Genomic DNA, 23,481 nt, shown 5'->3' on the forward strand with positions numbered 1-23,481 from the left:
GCTTACCTGCTGGATTTTTTTATTGTGTAATAAACCCGAATTGCGCTCCTGATGACGTATCTTCTCCGTCAAAAGTCATCACAGGAATTGCCAGCTCATTTTGAGCTAAACTCTGGATCAGGTTCGTGGAGAAAAGAGAGAACATGTCCTGGTAATGCGTTGCTGCAAGCAAGTCGGCACTTACTTCACGGCTGTATTCGATGAGGTTCTTTTCAAAATTCGTTGAATCCAATAAATGAACGGTTGTGTCGAGGCCCTGATCTGCCAGGTAACCGTTAGCCACACGCAAATTCACCTCGATTTTCTGCATCAATCCTTCATCGGAATAACGCTGGCCCACCAGGTAAACTTTAGAATTGAACACTTGTGCAACGCGGGAAGCATAACGCACAACCTGCACACTTTCACGTGCTAAATCAACTGTCATCACAATCGACTTGATCTTGTGGAAAGAAGTATCTTGCTGCGTCAGGATGATGGGAACATTGCTGTTGGAAATAACAGACAAAGCAGGGCTTCCGAAAATCTTTTGCCAGATGGAAGTACTATGTGTTCCCATAATAATCAGCTGCACACCGATAGAATCTGCAATGATCCCGATGTCTCTCAAAACTTTTCCGATAACAACACGCGTGGAGATTTTTACGTCCTCATTCTGGTATTTAGCTGCCAGGTCGCGTAAGTTCTTTTCAGCTGCAATACGTTCTTTCGTATGAGCAATGATGTGCAATAAAACAATATCGCCTTTGTTGTATTTGGCCGCATCCAGCGCAAAAACCAAAGCGTTTTCGGTTACTGGAGTAAAATCGATCGGAACCAGATAGTGGAACGTTGAAGCCATTGTATCAAATTTAAGTTTGATTAAAAATAACATTTTTTCGGCAGACAGGTTCAAAATGGAACGGTGCCGCATACTTTTTAAGTTAAATTTGTGTATGAGACAAACGGAAGCATTTTACCTGGTAAAAAAGGGAAGCGCTGAAAGTGCTTTCGAATTGAGAAGCCATAGCCTGCCTGAATTAAAAGACGATCAGGTTCTTATCGAAGTAGAAGCATTCGGATTGAATTATGCCGATGTTATGGCTCGTTTGGGACTTTACCGGGAAGCTCCGCCGATGCCTTGTGTAATCGGGTACGAAGTAGTTGGGATTATCTCTGAAACGGGAGTGAACGGTAACAAAGAACTGATCGGTAAGCGGGTCGTTGGATTTTGCCGGTTCGGCGGATATGCAAAGCATGTTATTACGGAGAATTATGCAGTTTCTGTCATTGATGACATGCAAGCCGGAATTGCTTTGTCGCTGGCAACACAATTCGTAACGGCGCATTACATGGTTAACAGATCTGCCAATGTACAAGCCGGCGAACGGGTTTTGGTGCATGCAGCGGCAGGAGGCGTTGGGACGGCTCTGATTCAATTGTGTAAATTGAAAGGAGCGCACGTGATTGCGAAAGTCAGTTCTGCCGAAAAAGCAAAACTGGTAAAGGAACTGGGTGCCGATGAGGTGGTCAATTATAAAGAAAGTGCTTACGAAGATCAGGTGTCAACGTATTTAGGATCAGAACGATTGGATGTGAGTTTCAACCCGGTAGCCGGTGCTACATTCAAAAAAGACCAGGCACTTTTGGGAACCGGTGGAAGGATGGTGTTATTTGGTGGTTCTGAATTATCAAACGGTAAGTGGGGACTGCTTTCAACGCTTAATTTTGTTAGAAAGATGGGTTTTGTTGTACCAATCGGGTTAATGATGCGTTCTAAATCCATTATTGGAATAAACATGCTTAAGATAGCTGACTTCAAACCAAAAGTGCTCGCTCAATGTCTGAACGAAGTAGTACAATTGGTTAAACAAGGGCAAATTCATCCGGTTGTAGGTGGTGTTTACAAAGCAGGAGAATTAAAAACGGCCCATCGTTTGCTGGAAGAAGGCAAAACTGTTGGAAAATTAATAATTGAGTGGGATGATAAACCGAATGAATAGTTTGTTTGTTGTTACGAGTTCAGTATTGATCCTGGGTGCTTGCATTGAGCACCGGGAAGATGAAAAGAAACCGGTAAAACTGTCTGCTGCAAGTAAAGAGGAAGAAAAATACATCCGCGATAAGGATTATAAAGTATTCCGCATTTATGAAGGAAAAATTCCTTGCGAGGATTGCGACGGAATAGAGCAGCGTTTGGTCGTAAAAGGCGATACCATGGGAATTTTCCGCTTGACGGAAACCTATAAAAATGCCACAGAGGACGGCGATGCAACCCTTGTTTGCAGCGGTCAGTGGAAAAGGATCCGCAATCAATCAAAAGACCTGTTGATTTTATCGCAAGGTGGAATCAATGATTCGGTGCGCAGAATGGAATATGAATTCCACCCGAAAGAAATCGTTCAATTGTCGCTGGATGAAAATCGTTTTAAGAATACACATGCTTACCATTTGAAGATGGTCCGGCAATCGAAATGATCGCGTAAATTGATACCGCAGGGACGCAATGCTTTGAGTCCCTGCGGTTTTTCATATGATCCAAATTATAATTTAATCCCCAATTCTTTCAATTGCGCTTCGTCAATTTGCGAAGGCGCATCAATCATCACATCTCTTCCGCTGTTGTTTTTCGGGAATGCGATGTAATCGCGGATGGAGTCGGAACCGCCCATGGTTGCTACCAAACGGTCAAGCCCAAATGCCAGTCCACCGTGTGGAGGAGCACCATATTCGAAAGCATTTAGTAAGAATCCGAATTGCTCCTGTGCCTGCTCCGGCGTGAACCCTAACAACTCGAACATACGCGATTGCAAAGCTCTGTCATGGATACGGATAGACCCTCCGCCCAATTCAACACCATTCATGGCTAAATCGTATGCATTTGCCCGTACTTTACCCGGCTCGGAATCAATTAAATGGAAATCTTCCGGTTTCGGGGAAGTGAATGGGTGGTGCATGGCGTGGTAACGGCCATTTTCCTCGTCCCATTCCAACAGCGGGAAATCCAATACCCATAAAGGCTTGAATTCATCCGGTTTGCGAAGTCCCAATTCGGTTCCCATGCGCAAACGCAATTCATTCATTTGCTTGCGGGTTTTGTCCAGGTCGCCGCTCAAAACAAAGATCAAATCTCCTGCTTTTGCACCTGCAGCTTCCGCCCAGGATTTCAAAGCCGCTTCGTCGTAGAATTTATCTACCGAGCTTTTGTAGGTTCCATCTGTGTTGCATTTCACGTAAACCAACCCAAGCGCACCGATTTGCGGGCGTTTTACCCAGTCGGTGATTTCATCGAGTTGCTTGCGGGTGTATTCGCTTGCTCCCGGAACAGCAATTCCGATCACAGCTTCCGCATTGTCAAATACCTGGAAGTTTTTTCCTGCTGAAAGTGCTTTCAGATCTGTAAATTTCATATCAAAACGGATGTCCGGTTTGTCGGATCCGTATGTTGCCATGGCTTCGGCATAACTCATTCTCGGGAAATCTCCTTCGAAAGTGATCCCGCGAACGGTCTGGAACAAATGTTTGATCAATCCTTCGAACATGTTCAGAATGTCTTCCTGTTCCACGAAAGCCATTTCACAGTCGATTTGGGTAAATTCCGGCTGACGGTCAGCACGTAAATCCTCGTCACGGAAACATTTCACAATCTGATAGTAGCGATCGAAACCGGAAACCATCAACAATTGCTTGAATGTTTGCGGAGACTGAGGCAAAGCATAAAATTCGCCCTGGTTCATTCGGCTTGGAACCACGAAATCGCGTGCTCCTTCCGGGGTGGATTTGATCAAATAAGGAGTTTCTACATCCAAAAATTGGTTTGAATCCAAATATTTACGTGTTTCCAATGCTACGTGGTTACGCAAACGCAATTTCTGCTGCACCGGGTTTCTTCTCAAATCCAGGTAGCGGTATTGCGCACGCAATTCTTCTCCACCATCCGTCTCATCTTCAATCGTGAATGGAGGAGTTTTCGCAGCATTCAGTAAGTTCAGTTCCGAAACTTTGATCTCAATTTCTCCGGTAGGAAGGTTCGCATTCTTACTGCTTCGCTCAATCACTAACCCTTTTACCTGGATCACGAATTCACGTCCCAATTTTCTGGCCTGCAAGCACAAATCACTATTTTCTTCCAGGTTGAAAGCCAATTGGGTGATTCCATAACGGTCACGCAAATCAACAAAGGTCATTCCTCCAAGGTCTCTTGATTTCTGGACCCATCCTGCCAATGTTACTTCCTGTCCGATATGTGTGGCGCGTAATTCGCCGTTTGTGTGTGATCTGTACATGTACTTGAAAATTTATCCCGGTAGTTTTTACCGGGAGCAAAATTAACGATTGTCCGAAAGCTTTGACGCCGTTCGCACGTTTTTTTTAAGAAAGTACATTCCTGCAGATCAGAAAATAATTCAATCAGTCACAAATACTTTGGAAGAAATCCAGTTGTTTTTGGTGGTCAATACCTGGATGAATAACAAACCGCGGACCTGTTCAGGGATATCGAACCGGAATCCTCCGTCGGATGGAATGATGTTGCGAACGGGAAACCTGCTTCCGGAAAGTGTTACGAAATCTGCTTTCTGAACCTTGTTAGCCTCTACACCTTCCACAACGATTTGGTGATCCCGGATATAAACGTTTAATTGATCCAGCAAAACATCGGAAATTCCTAAATCGTTGATACAAGTCTGGAAGTCGGGATTGTGGTAGTAGATCGTATCAAGTTCCGAACAAATAAGCGTGGGATAAGTAATGTCAAAGATTGTCACACCTGTCAGACCCGGATTTAAAACACCGAAACTACTTCCTGTTCCGAACTGCCAGCTTTCCGGCGGATAAGGATAGAACTGATCCACTCCTTCCACTCCCACTTTTTGGTACTGCTGGGAACCGATAGTAACGGTGGACAAAGAATTGACTTGCACTCTGGTTGGCTGACTGAAACCGGTTAGATCGTTGAAAACAGTAACTGTGTCCTGCAGGTTCACATCAAAATCATAAAGCAGGAATTCCGTTTCGTTGGGCATACCGGCTATCATTCCCGGTACGAAAAACACGCGGGAAGAAGCAGTTTCATAGCGAATGGCACCAACGTATTCTCCGTTCAGAAAATCAGGCTGGCCAGACCGGAGGAGTTCTTTGTAAGTCATGGAATTAATAGTTACATTCTGACCGGTAATGTAGTATCCGCTGGTAGTGTACCATTTAGAACCGATCGAATCGAACAGGTTTGTTTGACCGAACGATAAGAACGGCAGAAAAAACAGAAGTAGTAAAGAATAGCGCATATTGAATAGTTTATGAGTTGAGTAGGTAAGACGAAGAAATCGAAGGAAAAGTTGAATTGAAACTTGAAAAGAATCTTTATTCCTACGATAAGCAGTGATTTTATTCAAAAAATATGTAAGTATAAACCGTTGATAAATAAGCGATTGAAAAATAATTAGCATTTTTTTTGTATCAGCTGTAACAAAATCATCCCCGAGATGGTCATACGTTCGAAAAGCCCGAAGTACTCAGCTATTAGAAAACGATAAAAATTAGAAAATATGAAAACAGGTTTATTTATTACATTTATTTTCTTCCTGTTCGGTTATGCGAACAGCCAGGAAGATCCGGACACAACAACCGTCCGCATGAAGGGAAAAAAGATTTTGATTATCAAGAACGGCGGTGACGATGATGACGACAACGATACCATCGATGCTGCACCCGACCACAAAACCCTGAAACATTTCGAGGCACATTGGGCGGGAGTTGAATTCGGACCAACCGTTTTGTTGAACAGTGCCATGAAAAGCAGTTTCCCGAACGACAAGCAGTGGGAAAATGATCCGGGAAGGTCTTTCAGCTGGAACTTCAACTTTGCAGAATACAAGTTCAAGATCTACAAGAATTACATCGGGTTGACTACCGGTTTGGGGATCAACTGGACACAGATCGGTTTGAAGAATAATTTGTTGTTTGCCAATTCAGATTCCCTGTGGGTGATGAAAGATACGGTAAACGATTACCAGAAAAACAAACTCAGAGCCGTTTACCTGACAGCTCCAATCATGGTCGAGTTCTGTACGAACGGAGAATCTGACAAAGGATTTTACCTCGCTGCGGGTGTAATCGGAGGTGTTCGTTTGGGATCAAGCACCAAACAGGTTATCGAAGAAGACAAGACGAAAATCCGCACAAAAACAAAAGGAGTTTACGGTTTGAATGCATTCCGACTGGATGCAGCAGTTAAACTGGGATACAAAGACATTGGAGTGTTTGCAAATTACAATTTGCTGCCTCTTTTCGACACCGATAAAACGGTCGGAGTTTACCCACTAACATTTGGTTTAACAGTCAATTTTTAGTGATTTCACCTCATAAGTAACAAAGCGAAGAAAAGGAGTCCGTCAAAAGGGGCTCCTTTTCTTTTTTTTGTAAAATCAGTTAAGAGCTTTTTGCTAACTTTGAACAAGAACTCTATGAAACGTTTTATTATCTGTCTGGTCTTTATAGGTTTTGCCGAATTCATTCAGGCACAATCCGGTTGCTCGTGCAAATCCATGCAGGATTTCATTGCGCAGCGCGATATGGACAGTACCGCGGTTCACAAATCATTCAGTCTTTGGAAATATGCCAAAACGCTGGAGAAAGACAAGAGCCCGAGATGCCAGGCGTTTGCGTTTCAGTTGAAAGCCCAGGTTCAGATTAAAAACGGACAGTTTGAAGATGCCAGAAAGAGCCTGGACCGCGAAAAGTTTATTTTAGACAGTATTCGCTGCAAATCCGCTTCTTATGTAGAGAATAACCTCACGCTAGGCGAGCTTTTGATGTTGCAGGGAGATTATCCGGGATCCATCGACGCTTACTCGAAAACGATCCGGATTCTTCAAAGGTCGGGAAATAATACGATGCTTTCCAGAGCTTATCTGGGTTTATCTGGTAGTTACGGAAGATCCAAAGACAAGGAAAAAGCGAAATATTACGCCAACCTGGCTTATCCGATCGTCCGGGTTTTATCGGATAACGAAGCAAAGATAGATTTGCTGGGCCAGCTATCTTCCCGCTATTACAAATTGTACCAGCTTGAAAAAGACAAATCTTACCTGGATTCTGCACTGAATACGGTTTCTTTCTCTTATGTAATTGCAAAGAAAATCCAGTATTCGGAAAGTTACCTGCAGATTTACAATTTATTCGAGGACCATGCTTATTACAACCGCAATTTCCGCCTGGCTTTAAAATACCTGGACAGTGCTTTGGCACAAACCAACCCGGAATATCACTGGAAAGAGCGCGGGGCAATCTATGGCGATATCTCAGACATTTACCTGGAATTGAAACGATACGATAAAGCGTACCAATATGCAGATTCCAATTTGGTTTATGCCCAAAAGATCGGTGATCCGTATGACGTGACCAATGCCCTGGAATTGCTTTACAATTGCGCAAAACTGAGCGGGGAATACGAGCGTGCGCTGGTTGTTTACGAGGATCTGTCCAAGATGAAAGACAGCGTTCTGAAGATTCAGAATGACCGGGCCTATACGCAATTGGAAGAAAAGTACCACCGGGTCCGGAAAGAAAAATCGGATGCGGAATACGAACAGGATAGACGTTTGTTGCAGCAACAACAGCAGATCGGACATCTGAAGTGGCGTTTGATCTTAGTAGGAAGTATCATTTTCGCATTGCTTGCAGCGTATGTGTTGATGGTCTTCAGACAAAAATCCATTAAGCAGAAACAAAAGCGCCTGGAAATTCAGCAACGCCTCAACAGGGCACGGATCAACCCGGATTTTATTTTCAATGCACTGAACCAGTTGCAGAATGCCGAACTAAGCCAGGGAACCGATTACAAAAAGAAAATTCAGTCGTTCTCCAAATTGCTGAAACAGGTATTGGACAGCACGCATGACGATTTCATGACACTAGACCGGGAAATCGAATTCCTGACGTTCTACCTGACTTTGCAGAGAGACCGTTCTAAGAATGCCTTTAATTTCTCGTTTGAGGTAGATGAAAACCTGGATCCTTCCAATGTGTGTTTGCCGACTATGATCCTGCAACCTTTTGTGGAAAGTACGGTACTGGAAGGTTTTTCGAACTTAAACAAAGTGGGTGAATTGACAATCCGCTTCAAATTAAGAGGATTGAACGAATTGGCGATCGTTATAGAAGATAACGGAAAAGGGCTGAAAGCAATCGATTCTTCAAGAGCTTCGGAAATTATCAACGATCGTTTATACTTGTTGAACAAACTCAATAAAACAAGTTCTTCCTACCTGATCCGTGAAAGGTCACGGGGCGGAGTTTCCGTAGAGATTTTCATTCCGCTGATCACCAAAGCGTATGCGGAGGAACTGAAGAAAGAAGGATTTTAATGAAAATATGTATTATGTAGGGCCGAAAAATTTTTCGGCCCTACATGTATATCAATATCCCAAATGCTCTATCAATTGCCGGTAATAATTCTGCAATTCAACCTGTGACCGGATGACAGCTTCGTTTCCAGTTGCTTCTTTGTATGCGTTCTTCTGGTATTTATCAATAATCCGTGCTTTTTCCCGGTCGCCCCATTGAAAGGAAAATACCAGGTCAATGAGTTTCTTGATCTCTTTATCGTAAACCGGTGCTCCTACTTCAATGCGCTTGTCGAGGTTTCGCTCCATCCAATCCGCAGAAGTAATGAAATGAAGCGGTTTGTCGTTGTTTCCGAAAACCAGGAAGCGGGTATGTTCCAGGAAACGGTCTACCACGCTCAGAACCTCGATATTTTGGCTCAGGCCTTTAATTCCTGGAACCAGGCAGCATATGCCGCGAACCATCATTTTTATCTTCACACCGTGCTGGGAAGCTTCGTAAAGTTTATCTATCAGTTGCTTATCTACCAGGTTGTTGATTTTCAGATGAATGAACGCCGGTAATCCTTTTTTGGCATTTTTGGTTTCGTTCTCAATGAGGTGCAGGTACTTTTTCCGGGCATTTACCGGGGAAACGATCAGCGTTTTGAAATGGTACTGGTGCAACGGATGTTCCATCATGTGAAAAACCTCGTGTACTTCTTCCGCAATTTTCTTATTGACAGTAATCAGTCCCATATCCGTATATACCTGTGCCGAGCGCTCATTGAAATTCCCGGTTCCCACGTAGGTGATCAGTTGTTCCTTTTTGTCGGAAACCCGTTTGATCTGGATCAGTTTGGAATGGATTTTCAGGTCTTCCGGGCCGTAAAGAACCTTGGCGCCTTCTTCTCGCATTCTTTCAGACCAGAACAGGTTGTTTTCTTCGTCAAAACGCGCCTGTAGTTCCAGAACTACCGTCACATCTTTTCCATTTCTAACCGCATTTACCAGCGCATTCATAACCTGTGAATTCTTCGCAACGCGGTAAATATTAATCTTGATAGAAACCACTTTCGGATCAATAGCTGCTTCCCGGAGCAAATCCACTACGTGATCGAAGCGGTGGTAAGGATAATGCAATAACACATCCTTCTCGAGAATGACTTTAATCAAACTGTGTTGTTTGTGAAAACTCGGATGGTCCACCGCCTTGTAGGGTGAATACACAAAATCGGTATTCCCGAAATCCGGGAATTTCATGAAATCCTTGAAGTTGTGGTATTTTCCGCCCGCGATGGTATTGATTCCCAATGTCAGGTTCAAACTCCGGATCAGCATTTCCAGCAAATCCTGTGGCATACGGTGATCGTAAACCATTCTGACCGGCTCGCCTTTTTTGCGCTGCTTGATGCTTTTCTCCATTTTCTCAATGAAAGACATGGAAACATCATCATCGAGGTTCAGTTCGGCATCCCGGGTGAATTTGAATGTAAAGGCTTCTATCGTATCAAAGGAAAAGATCGGGAAGATATCTGCCAGGTGCAGGCGGATAATGTCGTCGATGAGAATAATTCCTTTTCCTTTTTCGGATTCCAGGATGTAGAACCGCGAAACCAGGTTGGGAATCTCAATCAAGGCAAAGCGCGCTTTCCGTTTGTAATCCCATTCCATGCGCACTGCCAGGTAAATGGCCTTGTCACGCAATCTGGGAAAAGGCATTTTTTTATCGATCAGTACCGGCACAATGTCGTGAATAACCGAAGAAAAGAAGTAATTCTTTAATTCTTCTTTCTGTTTATCGTTGACGGTCAGTTCATCGTAATGCCGGACTCCTTTCAGTCTTAATTTGTGAAGAATAGAAGCATAAGCATGCTCGAACTTGCGTTGCTGCTTAATCACTACATTCCGGATTTCTTCATATAATTCTTCGGCTGTTCCTTTGTAGCCTTCTACTTTTTGATCATCTACCTGGATCATGCGCTTGACATTCGCAACACGAACCCGGTAAAATTCATCGAGGTTATTCGAATAAATTCCCAAAAAGCGTAAACGCTCTACCAGCGGAACTTCATCATCCAGTGCTTCCTGCAGCACGCGGTCATTAAAAGCAAGCCAGCTCAATTCGCGGTTGAAATATTTAGCGCTGTGTGTTTTGTGTTTGGAAGAACCGTTTTCCTGAATTTTTACCATGAATGAATTATAAAAACGACAAACTTAGCAGGTAGGATTTGATTCTAAGTTAAGAAATTTTTGAGATTTTGTTAAGGCAACAAAAAAAGGCAATCCGCCTTGGACTGCCTTTAACTTTTTGCAAGCTGAGAGTTAGTTAAAAAATAATTATTCTGAACCCTTTGGTTCTTTTATAAATATACTTGAAAAATCCAGATTCTCCAAAGAATTTGTCTTAAAATTTCGAACGCGTGAATTAATCATCGTGATAAAGTCATCATTTATAAGAGGAAGGACAACCGCATCATCCACAATTTGCTGGTCGCATTCCACCATAATATCTGTGCGTTTTTTGGGATCCAGTTCTTTATTAAGGCGCACATACAAGTCATCGAAGCGGGCATTCCGGTATTTGAACGGGTTCATGAACTCGGAATTCAGGTTCGCATATTTTCCGTAGAAAATACTCAGGAAGCTTTCTCCGTCCGGGTAATCTGCGATCCATCCGGAAACCCACAAGCTGGCTTTTCCTGATTTTACATACTCATTTCTTTTGTCGAAATCGATCAATTCCACCGAAGTGATAATTCCCAGGTTCTCCTTCAGTTGTTTGGAGATTCCCTTTGCCAGTAAATGGTTTGCCGCATCTTTATTCCCGCTTACGTAAATCACCAGTTCCGGGAAACCTTCTCCGTTAGCGTATCCGGCCTGGGCAAGTAAGGCGTTTGCTTTGTTTAAATTAAAGTCCGGGCCTTTTACACGATTTGCAGGAAAGAATTCGGTGTTTGGAATAAATCCGTTCAAAACCGGATATCCTTCTCCCAATAAGGTGCGATCAACGAGGCTCTTACGGTCAATGGCATGATTCAATGCTCTTCTGACACGATCATCCTTCAGAACAGGATTCCTTTGAGACATTCCCAGGAAGGTTACCGAAAAAGATTGCTTGGAATCCACTTTATGCTTCACGGTCTTTCCTTCCTGCGCTTCCTGGAGCGATCCGAGGATATTGTCCACGTCTTCTCTCGGAATCTCAAGTACCAGATCAATTTTTCTTTCGCGGAACGCAATGAGCTCGCTGCGCTTGTTTTTGGTATAGCTCAACTCGATTGCGGCAAGGAAAGGAAGCTGGTTCCCGAACTGGTCTTTTGCCCAGTAATTCGGATTGCGTTTCATTTTCAACCCTTTCCCGGAGAATTCTTCCAACATGAAAGGACCTGTTCCCACCGGGTGTTTTTTGATATCGTCTTTGTAGAAATCATAAGCTTCCTTCGGAAAGACCCCGAAACCGGAATAAGTCAATAGCTTATCGAATCCTGCAAATGCTTCAACCAGGTTGATCTGTACTTTATAGCGGTCCAATACTTTGATACCGGAAACTCCGCCCGCTTTGAATTGTGTTTTGGTTGCCTTGTTGAATTCGGAAGCGCCTACTACACGATCGTTCAGCATGAAGCTGATTTCGTTTAATTTCAATCCGCTGCAGGACATGTCCAAGGTGAATTTCACATCTTCCGCCGTTAATTCCCTGCCTTCACCGTCCAGGCATTCATCCGGGTGAAAGTAAATTCCTTTCCGGATATTCAGGGTATAGGATTTCCCGTCTGGAGAAACCGTAAAACTTTCGGCAACAGATGGGATGACTTTGGACCCCGAAGCATCTAAGCGCAAAATCGGATCGAAAAGCTGGGATGTAATTCGCTGAATATAAAGAGTGGTGGCCTGAAGCGGAATGAGTGTTTCGATTTTTTCCGAAGACATGAACCGGAATGTTCCTCCGTACCGTGCGCCACCTATTGCTTTCAGATCTTCAACGTTCACAGAGTCATCTGTGCAGCCGACAAACCCGACAGCGATCATGGAAATAAGAACGAACCGTTTAAACATAGTAAGCGCGTTGCAGTGTTTTACAAAAATAACATTTAAAACAAATGTTAGTGGTTTCGGGGAAAATACACCTTAATTTTTAGTCCTTTCCCCCTAAAAAGGCAAAAGCCCCATAATTGGAGCTTCAGCATGTTGGTTTAATAAGAGTAGTTTATGTTGGTGTAACATAAGTTGATTCAAATATAGTATTTTTTGATTAAACGGTATAGTTCAATAAAAATATTTTTAGTATCCAACTTTACTGCGAACACGTTTTAGAGTCTCCTGCGCAATAGTTCTCGCTTTGGAAGCCCCTATTTCTAAGGCTTTATCAATCTGAGACTTATCCGCCATTAGGGCATCGTATTTTTCTCTTTCTGTTGAAAATTTGGTCAAAATCAATTCCAAAAGTGAATTTTTTGCATGTCCGTATCCGTAATTGCCACCCAAATAATTGGCGCGCATGGTTTTAATCTCGGAAGGGGAAGCCAGTAATTCGTACAAACGGAAAATATGACAAGTATCCGGATCTTTCGGTTCTTCGAGTCCTTTGCTGTCGGTAACGATGGACATCACCTGCTTTTTCAACTGTTTTTCAGGCAGGAAAATATTGATCGTGTTGTTGCGCGACTTACTCATTTTTTCGCCGTCTGTTCCGGGAATGATTTGTGTTGCTTCGTTAATCTTTGCATCCGGAAGGACAAAAGTTTCACCCATTTTCAGGTTGAATTTCACTGCTACATCCCGTGATATTTCCAGGTGTTGCTGCTGATCTTTTCCAACCGGAACCACTTCCGCGTCATATAAAAGAATATCCGCTGCCATGAGAATGGGGTAGGTGAACAACCCGGCATTTACATCGGATAAATAGTCTGCTTTGTCTTTAAAACTGTGAGCGAGCGTTAAACGCTGGTAAGGAAAAAAACACAATAAATGCCACATCAGTTCGGTTACTTCCGCTACGTCACTTTGCCTGTAGAAAGTGGTAAGCTCAGGATCCAATCCACATGCTAACCAAACAGCAGCCGTAGAATAAGTGTTTTCGCGCATCAACTCTGCATCTTTGATCTGTGTCAGCGTGTGCAGGTTTGCGATGAAAAGAAAGGAATCATTCTGCTGATCCTTTGCCATCTCAATTGCAGGTAAGATCGCACCGAGCAAATTTCCCAAATGCGGGGTTCCCGTGCTTTGTATACCTGTAAGAACTCGTGCCATTCAAATTGTTTTCTGCGAATTTAGGGGTTTCTTTCAGCTAAAAGGAAGGATTTGGATAGAAATTCCAAGAATGCCGGATTTTTTGTACCTGATTATTGGCGGGAAGCGTTATTTTTGAGTGGTGAAGCAGTTCCTGGGAGTCTTAAGTTTATGTTACAAGTTTTATGTCGGGCTGATCTTCGTAGCGACACTCCTGTTCTTTTATCCGTTTATTTGTCTGACACTTTCCCGCGTTTCCTGGCGTAAATGGAGTTTTCCGATTAATGTAGTCTGGAGTTTTACCGTGCGCCTTTTGTGTGTGATTTGGGTTCACCGGCTCAGAAGGGTGAAATTGCCCAAAGGTCCTTACCTCATAGTTTCGAACCACACTTCTTACTTTGATATTTTCATCATGTATTCCATTTTACCTACACACCGGTTTTTGTTCATGGGTAAAAGTGAGATTCTGAGTTATCCGCTGGTAAAGACTTTTTTCAAGAAACTGAATATTCCGGTTCACCGCAACGACAGGATGAAAGCGGCAAAATCATTCATTCAGGCAAAGACCGCGGTTCAGTGTGGCTGGTCCATTGTAATTTTCCCTGAAGGTGGAATCCCCGACGATAACCTGCCGGAAATGGTGGAGTTTAAATCCGGTGCATTCAAATTATCCAAGAATGCGCAAATCCCGATTGTTCCGATTACGTTTTTAGATCATTACCACATGTTCTCCGATCCGGATCAGCTTTTGGGTTACGCGCACCCGGGAATTTCGCGGATTTATATGCACGATGTTATTTCGGTGGAACAACAGAACGAACTCACGGAAGCTGAATTGTCGGACCTGGTTTTCGCTATTTTAGCCGGGCCGCTCAGAGAAAGAGGGTTGATGAAGAAATGATTCGGCCAAATTTTGTAATTTTGCATCATGGAAAAGATTTCAGAAGAAACAATTGATCACATTGCGCACTTATCAAGATTGCGTTTTGAAGGAGACGATAAAGTAGCCATCCGCCAGGATTTGGATAAAATTATCGGTTTCATGGGTAAATTGTCTGAAATTCCTACCGATGATGTGGAACCGTTGATCTTTATGAGCGACGAAGTCAATGTGCTTCGGGATGATGAGCCGGAAGTAACCGTAACACAGGCTGAAGCATTGAAAAATGCACCGAAGAAAGATTCCGATTATTTCCGCATTGCGAAGGTATTGGATAAGTAATTCAATTGAAAATGGATAATTGATTCGGGGTCATATTCGGTTTATTTTCCTCTTGAAGATTAGACGGGAGAAACGTGAAAAGATTGCCTTTGAACAAAATTAAAATGCCCAGCCGATGATAATTCCTGCATAAGGCTGAATTTTCGGTTCCGCTTCTCCTCCTCTGAGAACGAACAGATCGGTATTTGGCGTGTATTTGACGTATGGCATTTTGGAAAGGAACAGATCCGCTCCAAGGAACAAATGTTTGTTGATTTGCTGACGGAAGTTATAGCGTAAATAATAACCGGACCTGTCAAAGCCGTAGTTCTTCGGTGGCCGAATGGAAGGATTTTCACCGTCTATTTTCACATAACCCTGCAGGTCGTAATTGAGTCCGTAATACACACCTGCTGAGAAAGAATGCTGGCGTTTCAGTTTGATAGCGTTCGGGTCTTTGATGTTGTTTTCGCGAATGATGAAGGAGAATCCCAAAGAAACGGAAAGCCGGTTGATGCTGTTGATCACGCTGTAATTTCCCTGGTCGTCCAAATCGTAGGAATAGTAATCGGTTTGCATCGCTGCAAATTTATAATAAGTCAGGCCCAGGTCTGCCCGGAATAACTTCTGATTCCATGATTTCGGGGAAATGTCTTCCGTAGGATCAAGTCTGGGCTGTTTGGAATTCACCAGGGTAATTCCAAGCTGGATATCGGAAAGCGAATTCTTCTTGTAGGGATACGGACTGCTTTTTTGTGTGGAAGAGATCATGTCGGCATACAATTCCTGGTTGTGTCGTGCAGACAACGAAAAGTACTTGTTGAATTGGTAGCTCAATTTCCCCTGGAAGTTATAAGAAAGAGTCGTGTGCAGGCCTATATTGACCGGTGAAATCTCAGCAACAAATTTCTCGGTATGCTGTCCGGATGAGAAAATGGAGACAAGACAAAGCGGGATCAGGATGATTGTTTTCATAATTTGGAAACGCTATTGGCTTCGAAGGAAGAAATAATTCACGAATTCAAAACGCGAAATTAACATCTGTTGCTCAGGAACGAAGATTTTTGCCCGTAAAATGAACAAGCGTAAACTAAAAATCCCCGATCTGCTAAACAAACCGGGGATTCTCTTGTATGTTTTCTGATTAAGAACGAATCGCTTTGATTCCCGGCAATTCAATTCCTTCCAAATATTCCAGCATGGCTCCTCCACCAGTGGAAACGTAGCTTACTTTATCCGCCAACCCGAATTGATTGATTGCTGCAACGGAATCACCGCCACCGATCAGTGAAAATGCGCCTTTCTCAGTTGCACGCACAATTGCCTGGGCAACTTCTACCGTTCCTTTTTGGAAATTACTCATTTCGAATACGCCCATCGGGCCGTTCCACAAGATCAATTTGGAGTTTTCAATGATTTCAGCACAAGCTTTGATGGATTCCGGACCAACGTCCAGTCCCATCCAACCTGCAGGAATTTGCCCGATCGGAACTAATTGTGTGCTTGCATTGTTGTCGAATTTATCTGCAACAATGGTATCTGTAGGAATGTATAAATTCACTCCTTTTGCTTTTGCTTTCTCCAAAATTTCGTTGGCTGTTGCCAGGAAATCGTCTTCAACCAACGAGCTTCCTACCGAACCGCCCTGTGCTTTTACAAAGGTATAAGCCATTCCGCCGCCAACGATCAGGTTATCTACTTTTTCCAGTAAACGCTCAATGATCGTGATCTTGGAAGAAACCTTCGCCCCACCAACGATTGCCGTCAATGGTTTGTCTTCGCTGTTCAACACGCGGTCTACACTTTTGATCTCCGCTTCCAGCAGGTATCCGAACATTTTATCGTTCGGGAAGTAGTTGGCAACAACGGTTGTAGAAGCATGAGCGCGGTGTGCCGTTCCGAATGCATCATTTACGTAGCAATCTCCGTGCTTGGCCAGATCGGCAGCAAAAGAATCCGTTCCTGCTGTTTCCTGCTTGTAGAAACGCACGTTTTCCAATAGCAATACTTCTCCCGGTTTCAGGTTCGAGCTCATTTCAAGTGCACTCGCTCCAATACAGTCGGAAGCAAACTTCACGTGTTTTCCCAACAGGCTTTCAATTTTTCCTACGATGTGGCGCAATGAGAATTTGTCTTCCGGGCCTTCTTTTGGTCTTCCCAGGTGAGACATCAAAACCACGCTTCCGCCTTTTTCCAAAATGTGCTTGATCGTCGGTAAAGCTGCACGGATTCGCGTATCGTCCGTTACTTCCAGCGTTTCTTTGTTCAAAGGAACATTAAAATCTACGCGTACCAATGCACGCTTGTTTTGAAAATCGTAAGTTGCTATTGTTGCCATTAATGGAATCTTAATTTTGGGGCAAAGTTAGGTTAAAACCTGAAAACCGCAAATTTGTAATAGCTGGTAGAACTACATCTGATCGAATATCCAAACTTTTCCCACAGATGCGCGGTTTCAAGCTAATAAAAACCACAATCCCATCAAGCCAAGCGGTAATTCCCACATGAATTCCAGGCGCAGCTGATAGCCTATCAGAAACGGAATCAAGTGCCCGACCGCTCCGCAAAGAATCGTGAACGGAAGCAGCCAGTGAAAGCCCAGTAAACACGTTTGTATTCCAAGAGCAATGATCAACAATGCAAATCCTGCATAGCGCGCTTTTTGTGCCCCGATCAGTTGCGGAATGGTTGACAGGGATTTCGGGTCGTGAGCCAGATCGCGGTTATCGAAAGGAATGATCTGCGCAAAAACGGCGATGAAAACCAGCAAAGGGATTTCCCAACCTGCCCGTGTCAATTGTTTATTCGAAGCAAAGGGAATCAGAACGATCAGCACCCAACTGGTGGAAATCAGGATGTTTTTAGCAAAGGGAATATTCCGGATCCCGTTCCCGATTACCGGAAGCGGGAGAGCGTAGAGTGCTACAATCACCAGGTTGATTCCTATCAGGATAATAGCTTCTTTCGTAATGGGAATGTAAAGAATACAAGCGCAGCAGGCCAGGAGGTTGACAATGAACCAAATAACCTGGAAGGTATACGTGTTCTGCATCCAGAGCAAACGACGGTTGGAGCGCACGGTATGTTTGAGTTGCCGCAGGCGGAACAGGCGGTGCAACTGGTAAGCACTTACCGTTCCGGTAAAACTCCAGATTGCAAACAATTCCAGGTGGCGTAATTGAAAATAACTTCCGATCCCATAGACCAGACTTGTGACGCATAAAGCAACCCAGCTATTGCTATATATCAATATGCTGAGAGCCGTCCTCATGTTATCTCAGGATTTCGTTGAATACGCTTTCAACGGAAATGTCGGAAATGCAATCGCATTCTTTTTTTGCAGCGCATTTTTCACAGTTGGGGTCATACACCAATGCGGTGGAATGCTTGCCCAAAGGCCTCCATCTTCCCGGATGAATGGGAATTCTCGGCGAAAATAACCCGATGGCTTTCACATCCATAAAACCGGCTATGTGAAGCGGCCCGGTGCTGCAGGCAACCAAAGCCGAAGCGTTTTTGATCAGCCAGATCAATTGATCGATAGTCAGTTTCCCGGTAGAATCATGACACTTATCGACAACCGGAATGAGATTGCGGAATTGTTTTCCTTCGGGTTCTGTTCCTGTAAAAACAACTTCGTAACCGTTTCCGATCAACTCAACCGCTAACTGAGTGTATTTCTCAATTGGCCATTCACGGGCACTTCCTTGTGATTTAGGATGCAGTACCACGTACTTCTTTTTCAAAAGTGTTTCAAATTCTTCCGGAAGCTCTTGCTTTTCAATCGCAAAATGAGAAGTATAGGTATTTACCTGCTCAAAGGTCGGAATTTCGGTAAGCCCGAACGGACGAAGCAATTCAAAATTCAGTTGTGACTCGTGGAGCGGGGATTTTTTACGGGTAAAATTGGGCCTGACATTGCAGGTGCTCAAATGGAACATGCGGTGTGAAGTTCCGATACGCATGGGAACTTTGGCCTTTTTGAATAATTTTGCCAGTTCTTTTTTCGGAAAAACGTGGACTACTGCATCAATTCCGAGGCTTTCAATGGCATCTGCCTGTTCTTTTTTCGATAGGGTAAACAGATCGTCGGCCTTTACAATATCATCGATTGCCGCGTAGTATTTGACAATAGGTGCCGTATAATTCCGGCAAATAAATGTAATGCGGCAGGTCGGGAATTGTTCTTTCAGCCAGGCGGTGATCGGAAGGGTAAGAAGTACGTCGCCAATGCTGTCCACGCGACTGATTGCAATGTGTTTTCCGTTCCAATTCTTATTTTCCTTCACGATTCAGTCTTCTTAGTTCTTTGTACTTTAAAACGTTGGATTGGGCGCTGATCTGGGCAATTTTGAATCCTTTCCAGCCGTCCAGGAATCCTAATTTAATAAAATACATCGCAACAAAACGGCCCAAAGCACTAATTGCGGGTTTAAGTGGTCCCACTTTTTTGCCTTTGGCATGGAATTTTTTGGCTGTCAGCAGTGAATATTTATCCGCTCTTGCACGATGATCTTCATACGAATAGTAGGAATAATGTTCCAGTACGCCTTTGAAAATTTTGACCTCGGAAGGAGGGTGCACCAGTTCTTCGTGCACGTATTCGCCCGACCAGTAAGATCCCTCTTTCGGGAACAACCGCGGTTTGATATCCGGGTACCAGCCACTGTGGCGGATCCATTTCCCCATGTAATTCGTCATGCGGTTCACAGAATAAGTACCTGTGAATCCTTTTTCCTTTTCTGCTTTGATTTCCTGGTACAATGCTTCACTCAGTGCTTCATCGGCATCGAGAGAAAGAATATAATCGGAAGAAACGAGGCTGTTCAGGTAATTTTTACTGGCAGAATAGCCTTCCCATACCCTTTGCTCGAAGCGAACAGGGTATTTTGCACAAATTTCGGCTGTTCTGTCGGAAGAAAAAGCATCGAGTACAATGATCTCATCTGCCAGGTCGCGAATGGATTTCAGGCAGCGTTCGATGTTGCGCTCTTCATTTAACGTGATGATGACAACTGCAAGCGAATTCATAAAAGAAAGTTTATTTGACACGTATGCGCTGTCCTACACGTATGCGGCTTGCAGAAACTCCCGGATTCAGGCGAGCCAATTGGTTCATCGTTAATCCGTGTCTGGAAGCGATTTTGGAGAAGGTATCCCCGCTTCGCACCGAATAATATTTTTTGGCAACAGGGAGAGGAGTTTGAACAGGAGGAATGATGGTTTTGTTCCCGGCATTCTCTATGCTGTCTGCAACTGCTTCCTGGTATGCTTCATTTTCCACAGTGGTGCTGACCTTCGTTTGTATCTTCAGCAACTGGTTTACCGTAATCCGCGCGGTTGTGAGGTCGTTCCAATCCATCAATTCCTGGATCGCTACATTGTATTGTGCTGCGATGCTTCCAAGGCTTTCTCCCGGCTTCACTTTGTGATACGTGTAATTGATCGTTGTAATCACTTTGGTTTTAGGAACATCAATTTTAGTTGCCGGATTGGAAATAACCAGCTGATCGTTTTGAGGATCAACGGCCACATCAGTAGGTAAAGTGTTCCGGTACCCGCCAATACCGTAGATGCGTTGTTCCAGCGCATAAAGCGAATCTTCCAGGCTCACCAGTAAACCGATCTTTTGAAGCGGCCCGGTTACACATTGCTGTGGAAACGTCGGTGGAATGTATGATGTCTTGTAAACCGGGTTCAGGCTTTGGATATCTTCCACCGACCAGGAAACCAGTTTTTCAATGGTTTGCATGTGAATACCGCGGTTCAGGCAAAGTGTATCCAATTGGTAGAAATGCATTTTCGGTTCTGCCGGAAGCAAATTGTGTTCCGCATGGTAAGTCATCAGGTAAGTTGCGGCGATGAAATTCGGTACGTAACCCTGTGTTTCGCGCGGCAAAAATGGCCGTACTTCCCAATACGTTCTTTTTCCTCCTGAGCGGCGGATAGCTTTGTTCACGTTACCCGGACCAGCATTGTAAGCTGCCAAAGCCAGGTTCCAGTCACCGTAGATGTCGTACAGTTTTTTCAGGTAGCGGCAAGCAGCATCCGTTGATTTTGCAGGGTCCATACGTTCATCCAGGTAGGAATTTTCCTTCAGGCCGTATTGCTTCCCGGTTGCATACATGAATTGCCACAAACCCAATGCTCCGGCTCTGGATTTTACCTGTGGCCGCAAACCGCTTTCGATAACAGAAAGGTATTTCAATTCAAGCGGAAGTCCGTATTCGGCCAGCTTTTCTTCGTAAAGGTCAAAATACAAACGGCCACGGCCCAATGCTACGCGAACAAAATTCCGGCGGTTTTGAGCAAAAAATTTGATGGTTGTCAGTGAAACGTTGTTGCAATCAAAGCCAAAAGAGGAGATTTCGTTCAGTTTCGCCAGGCGCTTGCAGTAATCTTCGTCCGAAAAGGATGGAATAGTACCTGCTTCGTAATCCAGCGCATCTACAATGGAATCGTAATTGGTTCCTTTGGAGAAATCGTCGTAATAAAGACTCAGGCTCTGATCAACTATTCGGATAAATACTTCCCCGGTTACTGTGTCCTTTACAGGAGGTTTCTGTCTGCGCTGCGCTATCAAATCGGTTGAGTTCAGCAACGTGATAAAAAGCAAAAGAAGTACGGTTCCGAATCGTTTCATAGGCAAAATGGGATTAATTATGTGCGATCTGATTTGCCAATGAGAAAATTGCTTCTTCATTGAAATCGTCAGCCATAATCTGTAAACTCATGGGTAATCCGTTGCTATGCGTTCCCTGTGGAATTGCAATCGCCGGATTTCCTGTTAAGTTCGCATGTACGGTAAAAATGTCTTGTAAGTACATCTGGATCGGGTCGTTGATAGATCCGAACTCAAATGCAGTAGAAGGAGTGGTCGGTAAGATCATCAGGTCATATTGACTGAAAATCTCTTTGGTTTTGTTTTTCAAAACACGTCTTACCTTCATTCCTTTGGTGTAATAAGCATCGTAATATCCGTGAGATAATACGAATGTTCCTGCCATAATACGTCTTTTCACTTCCGGGCCGAATCCTTCCGAACGGGAAAGGGTGTAGGTTTGTTCTACTCCTTTAGCTTCCGGGGATTGATACCCATAGTGAACACCGTCAAACCGGGAAAGGTTGGAAGATGCTTCCGCGGTGGTTAATACGTAATAAGTCGGAACCAAATATTCCAGGTAAGGAAAACTTACTCCTTCAACGGTATGGCCCAAAGCACGCAGGTCCGCAATGATTTTTTCCATCATGGCACGAACTTCCGCATCCATACTTTCGTTTTCGAGTGCTTCCTTCAAATAAGCAATTTTCTTTTTCCCGATTGCGGGAATGTCTGTAGAGAAACCAAGCGGTTTGGAAGAACTGGTTGCATCCATCGGATCTTTTCCGGCGATTACTTCCATGACCAAAACCGTATCTTCCAGGTTGTTTGCAAACGGGCCGATCTGATCAAAAGAAGAGGCGTAAGCAATTAGGCCGTAGCGGCTCACTCTTCCGTATGTCGGTTTGAATCCGTAAGTTCCTGTGAAAGAAGCCGGTTGTCTGATGGACCCACCGGTATCCGATCCCAATGCAACGGTGCACATTCCTGCAGAAACAGAAACGGCAGAACCCCCGGAAGAACCTCCCGGTACGTGCGTTGGTCTCAAGTTGTTTTTCACCGGACCGTAAGCGGAATTTTCGTTGGAACTTCCCATCGCAAACTCGTCGCAGTTCAAACGGCCGATAATTACAGCATCTTCTGCTAAAAGCCGCTCTACGACCGTTGCAGAGTAAAGCGATTCGAACCCGCCCAGGATTTTGGAGCTTGCGCTCACTTGATGTCCTTTGTAACAAATGTTATCCTTCAATCCGATCACCATGCCGGCTAATCTGCCTGCTTTTCCGGAAGTCCGTTTCTGATCTACCACACGAGCCTGTTCCAATGCGCTTTCGGTAAATACTTCCAGGAAGGCATTCAGATGGTTGTTTTTTTCAATTTGCTCTAAGTAGGAAAGCACGATACTCTCCACAGTTTTCCCTGCGGAGAGTGCAACTTTAACTTCCGAAAATGTTTTATACATGTAGAATGGATTGGCTTAAGCTTAAATCTATTTTTTCTCTTCCGTAGTGGATGGAGCAGCTCCGTCTTCGCCTTTGCTAGCGTCTTTGAATTCCTTGATCCCTTTTCCAAGACCTTTCATTAATTCAGGAATTTTTTTACCTCCGAATAACAAAAGAACAACTGCAAGGATTAAAATAATTTCTGTTGCACCTAATTTCATAACTTCTAATTTGTTGCAAAATTAAGGAAATATAAGTTAAGATGAGTGTTAAAAATGCGACTGTCGGGCATTTGATCGAAAAAACCTGAATTTTTAACGAATCTTATTTCGCCGGGATCAGCTGTTTGGTTGATCCGGTGAGAATTCCTGAAGGGCTTTTTCCAGGGCTTTTAAGATACGTACGCGTTTGGTTCCGCGAATTAATCCGGCAGGTAACCGCTCAAACCAACTTTGCCAATAATGTTCCAATCCGTTGTTGAATCGCTTGGTAGAAGGGTGGACCTTCATTGAAAAATAGGCTTTTGCAACCTTTAACTGATCTATGGAAGCAAATTGAAATGTAAAGGAGCATTCCCGGACAAAATAGACCCATTCACCTTTTTCCGATGAATTTTGAATGGGAAAACCACCGATATGAGAAGTGGACATATAATCGATATGTTCTTCCGGGTTTGTTTTCTCTTTCCAGTGTTTCGACATT

Annotated in this window: 21 protein-coding genes; 6 read left to right on the forward strand and 15 right to left on the reverse strand. The window is 43.9% G+C overall.

Translation table 11 applies throughout. The features are described 5' to 3' along the window. Positions 1-19: 19 nt before the first annotated feature. Positions 20-841, reverse strand: a complete 822-nt coding sequence (locus ABDW02_RS13210; protein WP_343635147.1) for a universal stress protein — start codon at positions 839-841, stop codon at positions 20-22. Positions 842-935: 94 nt separating this feature from the next. On the opposite strand from ABDW02_RS13210, the gene ABDW02_RS13215 reads away from it, so the two are divergent. Both ABDW02_RS13215 and ABDW02_RS13220 read left to right on the forward strand, forming a co-directional pair. Beyond that, on the forward strand, positions 936-1,982 hold the full coding sequence (locus ABDW02_RS13215) for a zinc-binding dehydrogenase (RefSeq protein ID WP_343635149.1): 1,047 nt from the start codon (positions 936-938) through the stop codon (positions 1,980-1,982). Then, positions 1,975-2,457 carry a copper resistance protein NlpE N-terminal domain-containing protein gene (locus ABDW02_RS13220; RefSeq protein WP_343635151.1) on the forward strand — a complete coding sequence of 161 codons (483 nt, stop codon included), beginning with the start codon at positions 1,975-1,977 and terminating at the stop codon, positions 2,455-2,457. Before ABDW02_RS13215 ends, ABDW02_RS13220 begins: the two co-directional genes overlap by 8 nt. Positions 2,458-2,522: 65 nt before the next feature. Here the strand turns inward: ABDW02_RS13220 and aspS are convergent, their stop codons facing one another. Next, a complete protein-coding gene (aspS, locus tag ABDW02_RS13225; RefSeq protein ID WP_343635153.1) occupies positions 2,523-4,265 on the reverse strand; it encodes an aspartate--tRNA ligase in 1,743 nt (580 codons plus the stop codon). A 120-nt stretch (positions 4,266-4,385) separates the two neighbouring features. After that, positions 4,386-5,264 (reverse strand): hypothetical protein, encoded by an 879-nt coding sequence (locus tag ABDW02_RS13230; protein ID WP_343635155.1) that lies wholly within the window; start codon positions 5,262-5,264, stop codon positions 4,386-4,388. 261 nt (positions 5,265-5,525) lie between these two features. Here ABDW02_RS13230 and ABDW02_RS13235 point away from each other — a divergent pair, with 261 nt between their 5' ends. Beyond that, a complete protein-coding gene (locus ABDW02_RS13235; protein ID WP_343635157.1) occupies positions 5,526-6,329 on the forward strand; it encodes an outer membrane beta-barrel protein in 804 nt (267 codons plus the stop codon). A 114-nt stretch (positions 6,330-6,443) separates the two neighbouring features. Beyond that, positions 6,444-8,345: a histidine kinase gene (locus ABDW02_RS13240; RefSeq protein ID WP_343635159.1), complete on the forward strand. Its 1,902-nt coding sequence runs from the start codon at positions 6,444-6,446 to the stop codon at positions 8,343-8,345. A 51-nt stretch (positions 8,346-8,396) separates the two neighbouring features. On the opposite strand, the gene ppk1 is transcribed toward ABDW02_RS13240, so the two are convergent. The 3 genes from ppk1 to trpS form a co-directional block, all read right to left on the reverse strand. Further along, positions 8,397-10,496 carry a polyphosphate kinase 1 gene (gene ppk1, locus ABDW02_RS13245; RefSeq protein WP_343635161.1) on the reverse strand — a complete coding sequence of 700 codons (2,100 nt, stop codon included), beginning with the start codon at positions 10,494-10,496 and terminating at the stop codon, positions 8,397-8,399. A 147-nt stretch (positions 10,497-10,643) separates the two neighbouring features. Next, entirely contained in the window at positions 10,644-12,362 is a 1,719-nt protein-coding gene (locus ABDW02_RS13250; protein ID WP_343635163.1) for an ABC transporter substrate-binding protein, read from the reverse strand. A gap of 225 nt (positions 12,363-12,587) precedes the next feature. Continuing rightward, the gene (gene trpS / locus ABDW02_RS13255; protein ID WP_343635165.1) at positions 12,588-13,556 is read right to left on the reverse strand and encodes a tryptophan--tRNA ligase; all 969 of its coding nucleotides are present in this window, start codon (positions 13,554-13,556) and stop codon (positions 12,588-12,590) included. Positions 13,557-13,677: 121 nt separating this feature from the next. Between trpS and ABDW02_RS13260 the strand changes: the two genes are divergently transcribed. After that, on the forward strand, positions 13,678-14,436 hold the full coding sequence (locus ABDW02_RS13260; RefSeq protein ID WP_343635167.1) for a lysophospholipid acyltransferase family protein: 759 nt from the start codon (positions 13,678-13,680) through the stop codon (positions 14,434-14,436). Between the two features lie 27 nt (positions 14,437-14,463). Then, on the forward strand, positions 14,464-14,757 hold the full coding sequence (gene gatC / locus ABDW02_RS13265) for an Asp-tRNA(Asn)/Glu-tRNA(Gln) amidotransferase subunit GatC (RefSeq protein WP_343635169.1): 294 nt from the start codon (positions 14,464-14,466) through the stop codon (positions 14,755-14,757). A 99-nt stretch (positions 14,758-14,856) separates the two neighbouring features. Here gatC and ABDW02_RS13270 read toward each other — a convergent pair whose 3' ends face one another. From ABDW02_RS13270 to ABDW02_RS13310, 9 genes are all read right to left on the reverse strand, one after another. Then, positions 14,857-15,711: a hypothetical protein gene (locus tag ABDW02_RS13270; protein ID WP_343635171.1), complete on the reverse strand. Its 855-nt coding sequence runs from the start codon at positions 15,709-15,711 to the stop codon at positions 14,857-14,859. A 169-nt stretch (positions 15,712-15,880) separates the two neighbouring features. Next, a complete protein-coding gene (locus ABDW02_RS13275; protein WP_343635174.1) occupies positions 15,881-17,074 on the reverse strand; it encodes a phosphoglycerate kinase in 1,194 nt (397 codons plus the stop codon). Positions 17,075-17,191: 117 nt separating this feature from the next. Beyond that, positions 17,192-18,007 carry a hypothetical protein gene (locus tag ABDW02_RS13280; protein ID WP_343635176.1) on the reverse strand — a complete coding sequence of 272 codons (816 nt, stop codon included), beginning with the start codon at positions 18,005-18,007 and terminating at the stop codon, positions 17,192-17,194. Between the two features lies 1 nt (position 18,008). Next, a complete protein-coding gene (locus ABDW02_RS13285) occupies positions 18,009-19,025 on the reverse strand; it encodes a glycosyltransferase family 9 protein (RefSeq protein ID WP_343635178.1) in 1,017 nt (338 codons plus the stop codon). Next, the gene (locus ABDW02_RS13290) at positions 19,012-19,767 is read right to left on the reverse strand and encodes a glycosyltransferase family 2 protein (RefSeq protein WP_343635180.1); all 756 of its coding nucleotides are present in this window, start codon (positions 19,765-19,767) and stop codon (positions 19,012-19,014) included. The genes ABDW02_RS13285 and ABDW02_RS13290 overlap by 14 nt, the downstream gene beginning before the upstream one ends. Before the next feature lie 10 nt (positions 19,768-19,777). Further along, positions 19,778-21,379 (reverse strand): LysM peptidoglycan-binding domain-containing protein, encoded by a 1,602-nt coding sequence (locus ABDW02_RS13295; protein ID WP_343635182.1) that lies wholly within the window; start codon positions 21,377-21,379, stop codon positions 19,778-19,780. Positions 21,380-21,392: 13 nt separating this feature from the next. Beyond that, positions 21,393-22,799 carry an Asp-tRNA(Asn)/Glu-tRNA(Gln) amidotransferase subunit GatA gene (gene gatA, locus ABDW02_RS13300; protein WP_343635184.1) on the reverse strand — a complete coding sequence of 469 codons (1,407 nt, stop codon included), beginning with the start codon at positions 22,797-22,799 and terminating at the stop codon, positions 21,393-21,395. A 27-nt stretch (positions 22,800-22,826) separates the two neighbouring features. Beyond that, positions 22,827-23,000, reverse strand: a complete 174-nt coding sequence (tatA, locus tag ABDW02_RS13305) for a twin-arginine translocase TatA/TatE family subunit (protein WP_343635186.1) — start codon at positions 22,998-23,000, stop codon at positions 22,827-22,829. Between the two features lie 117 nt (positions 23,001-23,117). Next, a complete protein-coding gene (locus ABDW02_RS13310) occupies positions 23,118-23,480 on the reverse strand; it encodes a hypothetical protein (protein WP_343635188.1) in 363 nt (120 codons plus the stop codon). Between the last annotated feature and the right edge of the window lies 1 nt (position 23,481).

It is taken from the genome of Fluviicola sp. (assembly GCF_039596395.1).
Lineage (GTDB): Bacteria > Bacteroidota > Bacteroidia > Flavobacteriales_D > Crocinitomicaceae > Fluviicola.

Bases quoted from the DNA above. Each gene is read 5' to 3' on its own strand.
- ABDW02_RS13275 (WP_343635174.1), bottom strand. From the start codon at position 17,074: ATGGCAACAATAGCAACTTACGATTTTCAAAACAAGCGTGCATTGGTA.
- ABDW02_RS13290 (WP_343635180.1), bottom strand. From the start codon at position 19,767: ATGAATTCGCTTGCAGTTGTCATCATCACGTTAAATGAAGAGCGCAAC.
- ABDW02_RS13230 (WP_343635155.1), bottom strand. From the start codon at position 5,264: ATGCGCTATTCTTTACTACTTCTGTTTTTTCTGCCGTTCTTATCGTTC.
- ABDW02_RS13240 (WP_343635159.1), top strand. From the start codon at position 6,444: ATGAAACGTTTTATTATCTGTCTGGTCTTTATAGGTTTTGCCGAATTC.
- gatC (WP_343635169.1), top strand. From the start codon at position 14,464: ATGGAAAAGATTTCAGAAGAAACAATTGATCACATTGCGCACTTATCA.
- ppk1 (WP_343635161.1), bottom strand. From the start codon at position 10,496: ATGGTAAAAATTCAGGAAAACGGTTCTTCCAAACACAAAACACACAGC.
- ABDW02_RS13295 (WP_343635182.1), bottom strand. From the start codon at position 21,379: ATGAAACGATTCGGAACCGTACTTCTTTTGCTTTTTATCACGTTGCTG.
- trpS (WP_343635165.1), bottom strand. From the start codon at position 13,556: ATGGCACGAGTTCTTACAGGTATACAAAGCACGGGAACCCCGCATTTG.
- ABDW02_RS13310 (WP_343635188.1), bottom strand. From the start codon at position 23,480: ATGTCGAAACACTGGAAAGAGAAAACAAACCCGGAAGAACATATCGAT.
- ABDW02_RS13220 (WP_343635151.1), top strand. From the start codon at position 1,975: ATGAATAGTTTGTTTGTTGTTACGAGTTCAGTATTGATCCTGGGTGCT.
- ABDW02_RS13210 (WP_343635147.1), bottom strand. From the start codon at position 841: ATGGCTTCAACGTTCCACTATCTGGTTCCGATCGATTTTACTCCAGTA.
- ABDW02_RS13270 (WP_343635171.1), bottom strand. From the start codon at position 15,711: ATGAAAACAATCATCCTGATCCCGCTTTGTCTTGTCTCCATTTTCTCA.
- tatA (WP_343635186.1), bottom strand. From the start codon at position 23,000: ATGAAATTAGGTGCAACAGAAATTATTTTAATCCTTGCAGTTGTTCTT.
- ABDW02_RS13250 (WP_343635163.1), bottom strand. From the start codon at position 12,362: ATGTTTAAACGGTTCGTTCTTATTTCCATGATCGCTGTCGGGTTTGTC.
- aspS (WP_343635153.1), bottom strand. From the start codon at position 4,265: ATGTACAGATCACACACAAACGGCGAATTACGCGCCACACATATCGGA.
- ABDW02_RS13280 (WP_343635176.1), bottom strand. From the start codon at position 18,007: ATGAGGACGGCTCTCAGCATATTGATATATAGCAATAGCTGGGTTGCT.
- gatA (WP_343635184.1), bottom strand. From the start codon at position 22,799: ATGTATAAAACATTTTCGGAAGTTAAAGTTGCACTCTCCGCAGGGAAA.
- ABDW02_RS13215 (WP_343635149.1), top strand. From the start codon at position 936: ATGAGACAAACGGAAGCATTTTACCTGGTAAAAAAGGGAAGCGCTGAA.
- ABDW02_RS13235 (WP_343635157.1), top strand. From the start codon at position 5,526: ATGAAAACAGGTTTATTTATTACATTTATTTTCTTCCTGTTCGGTTAT.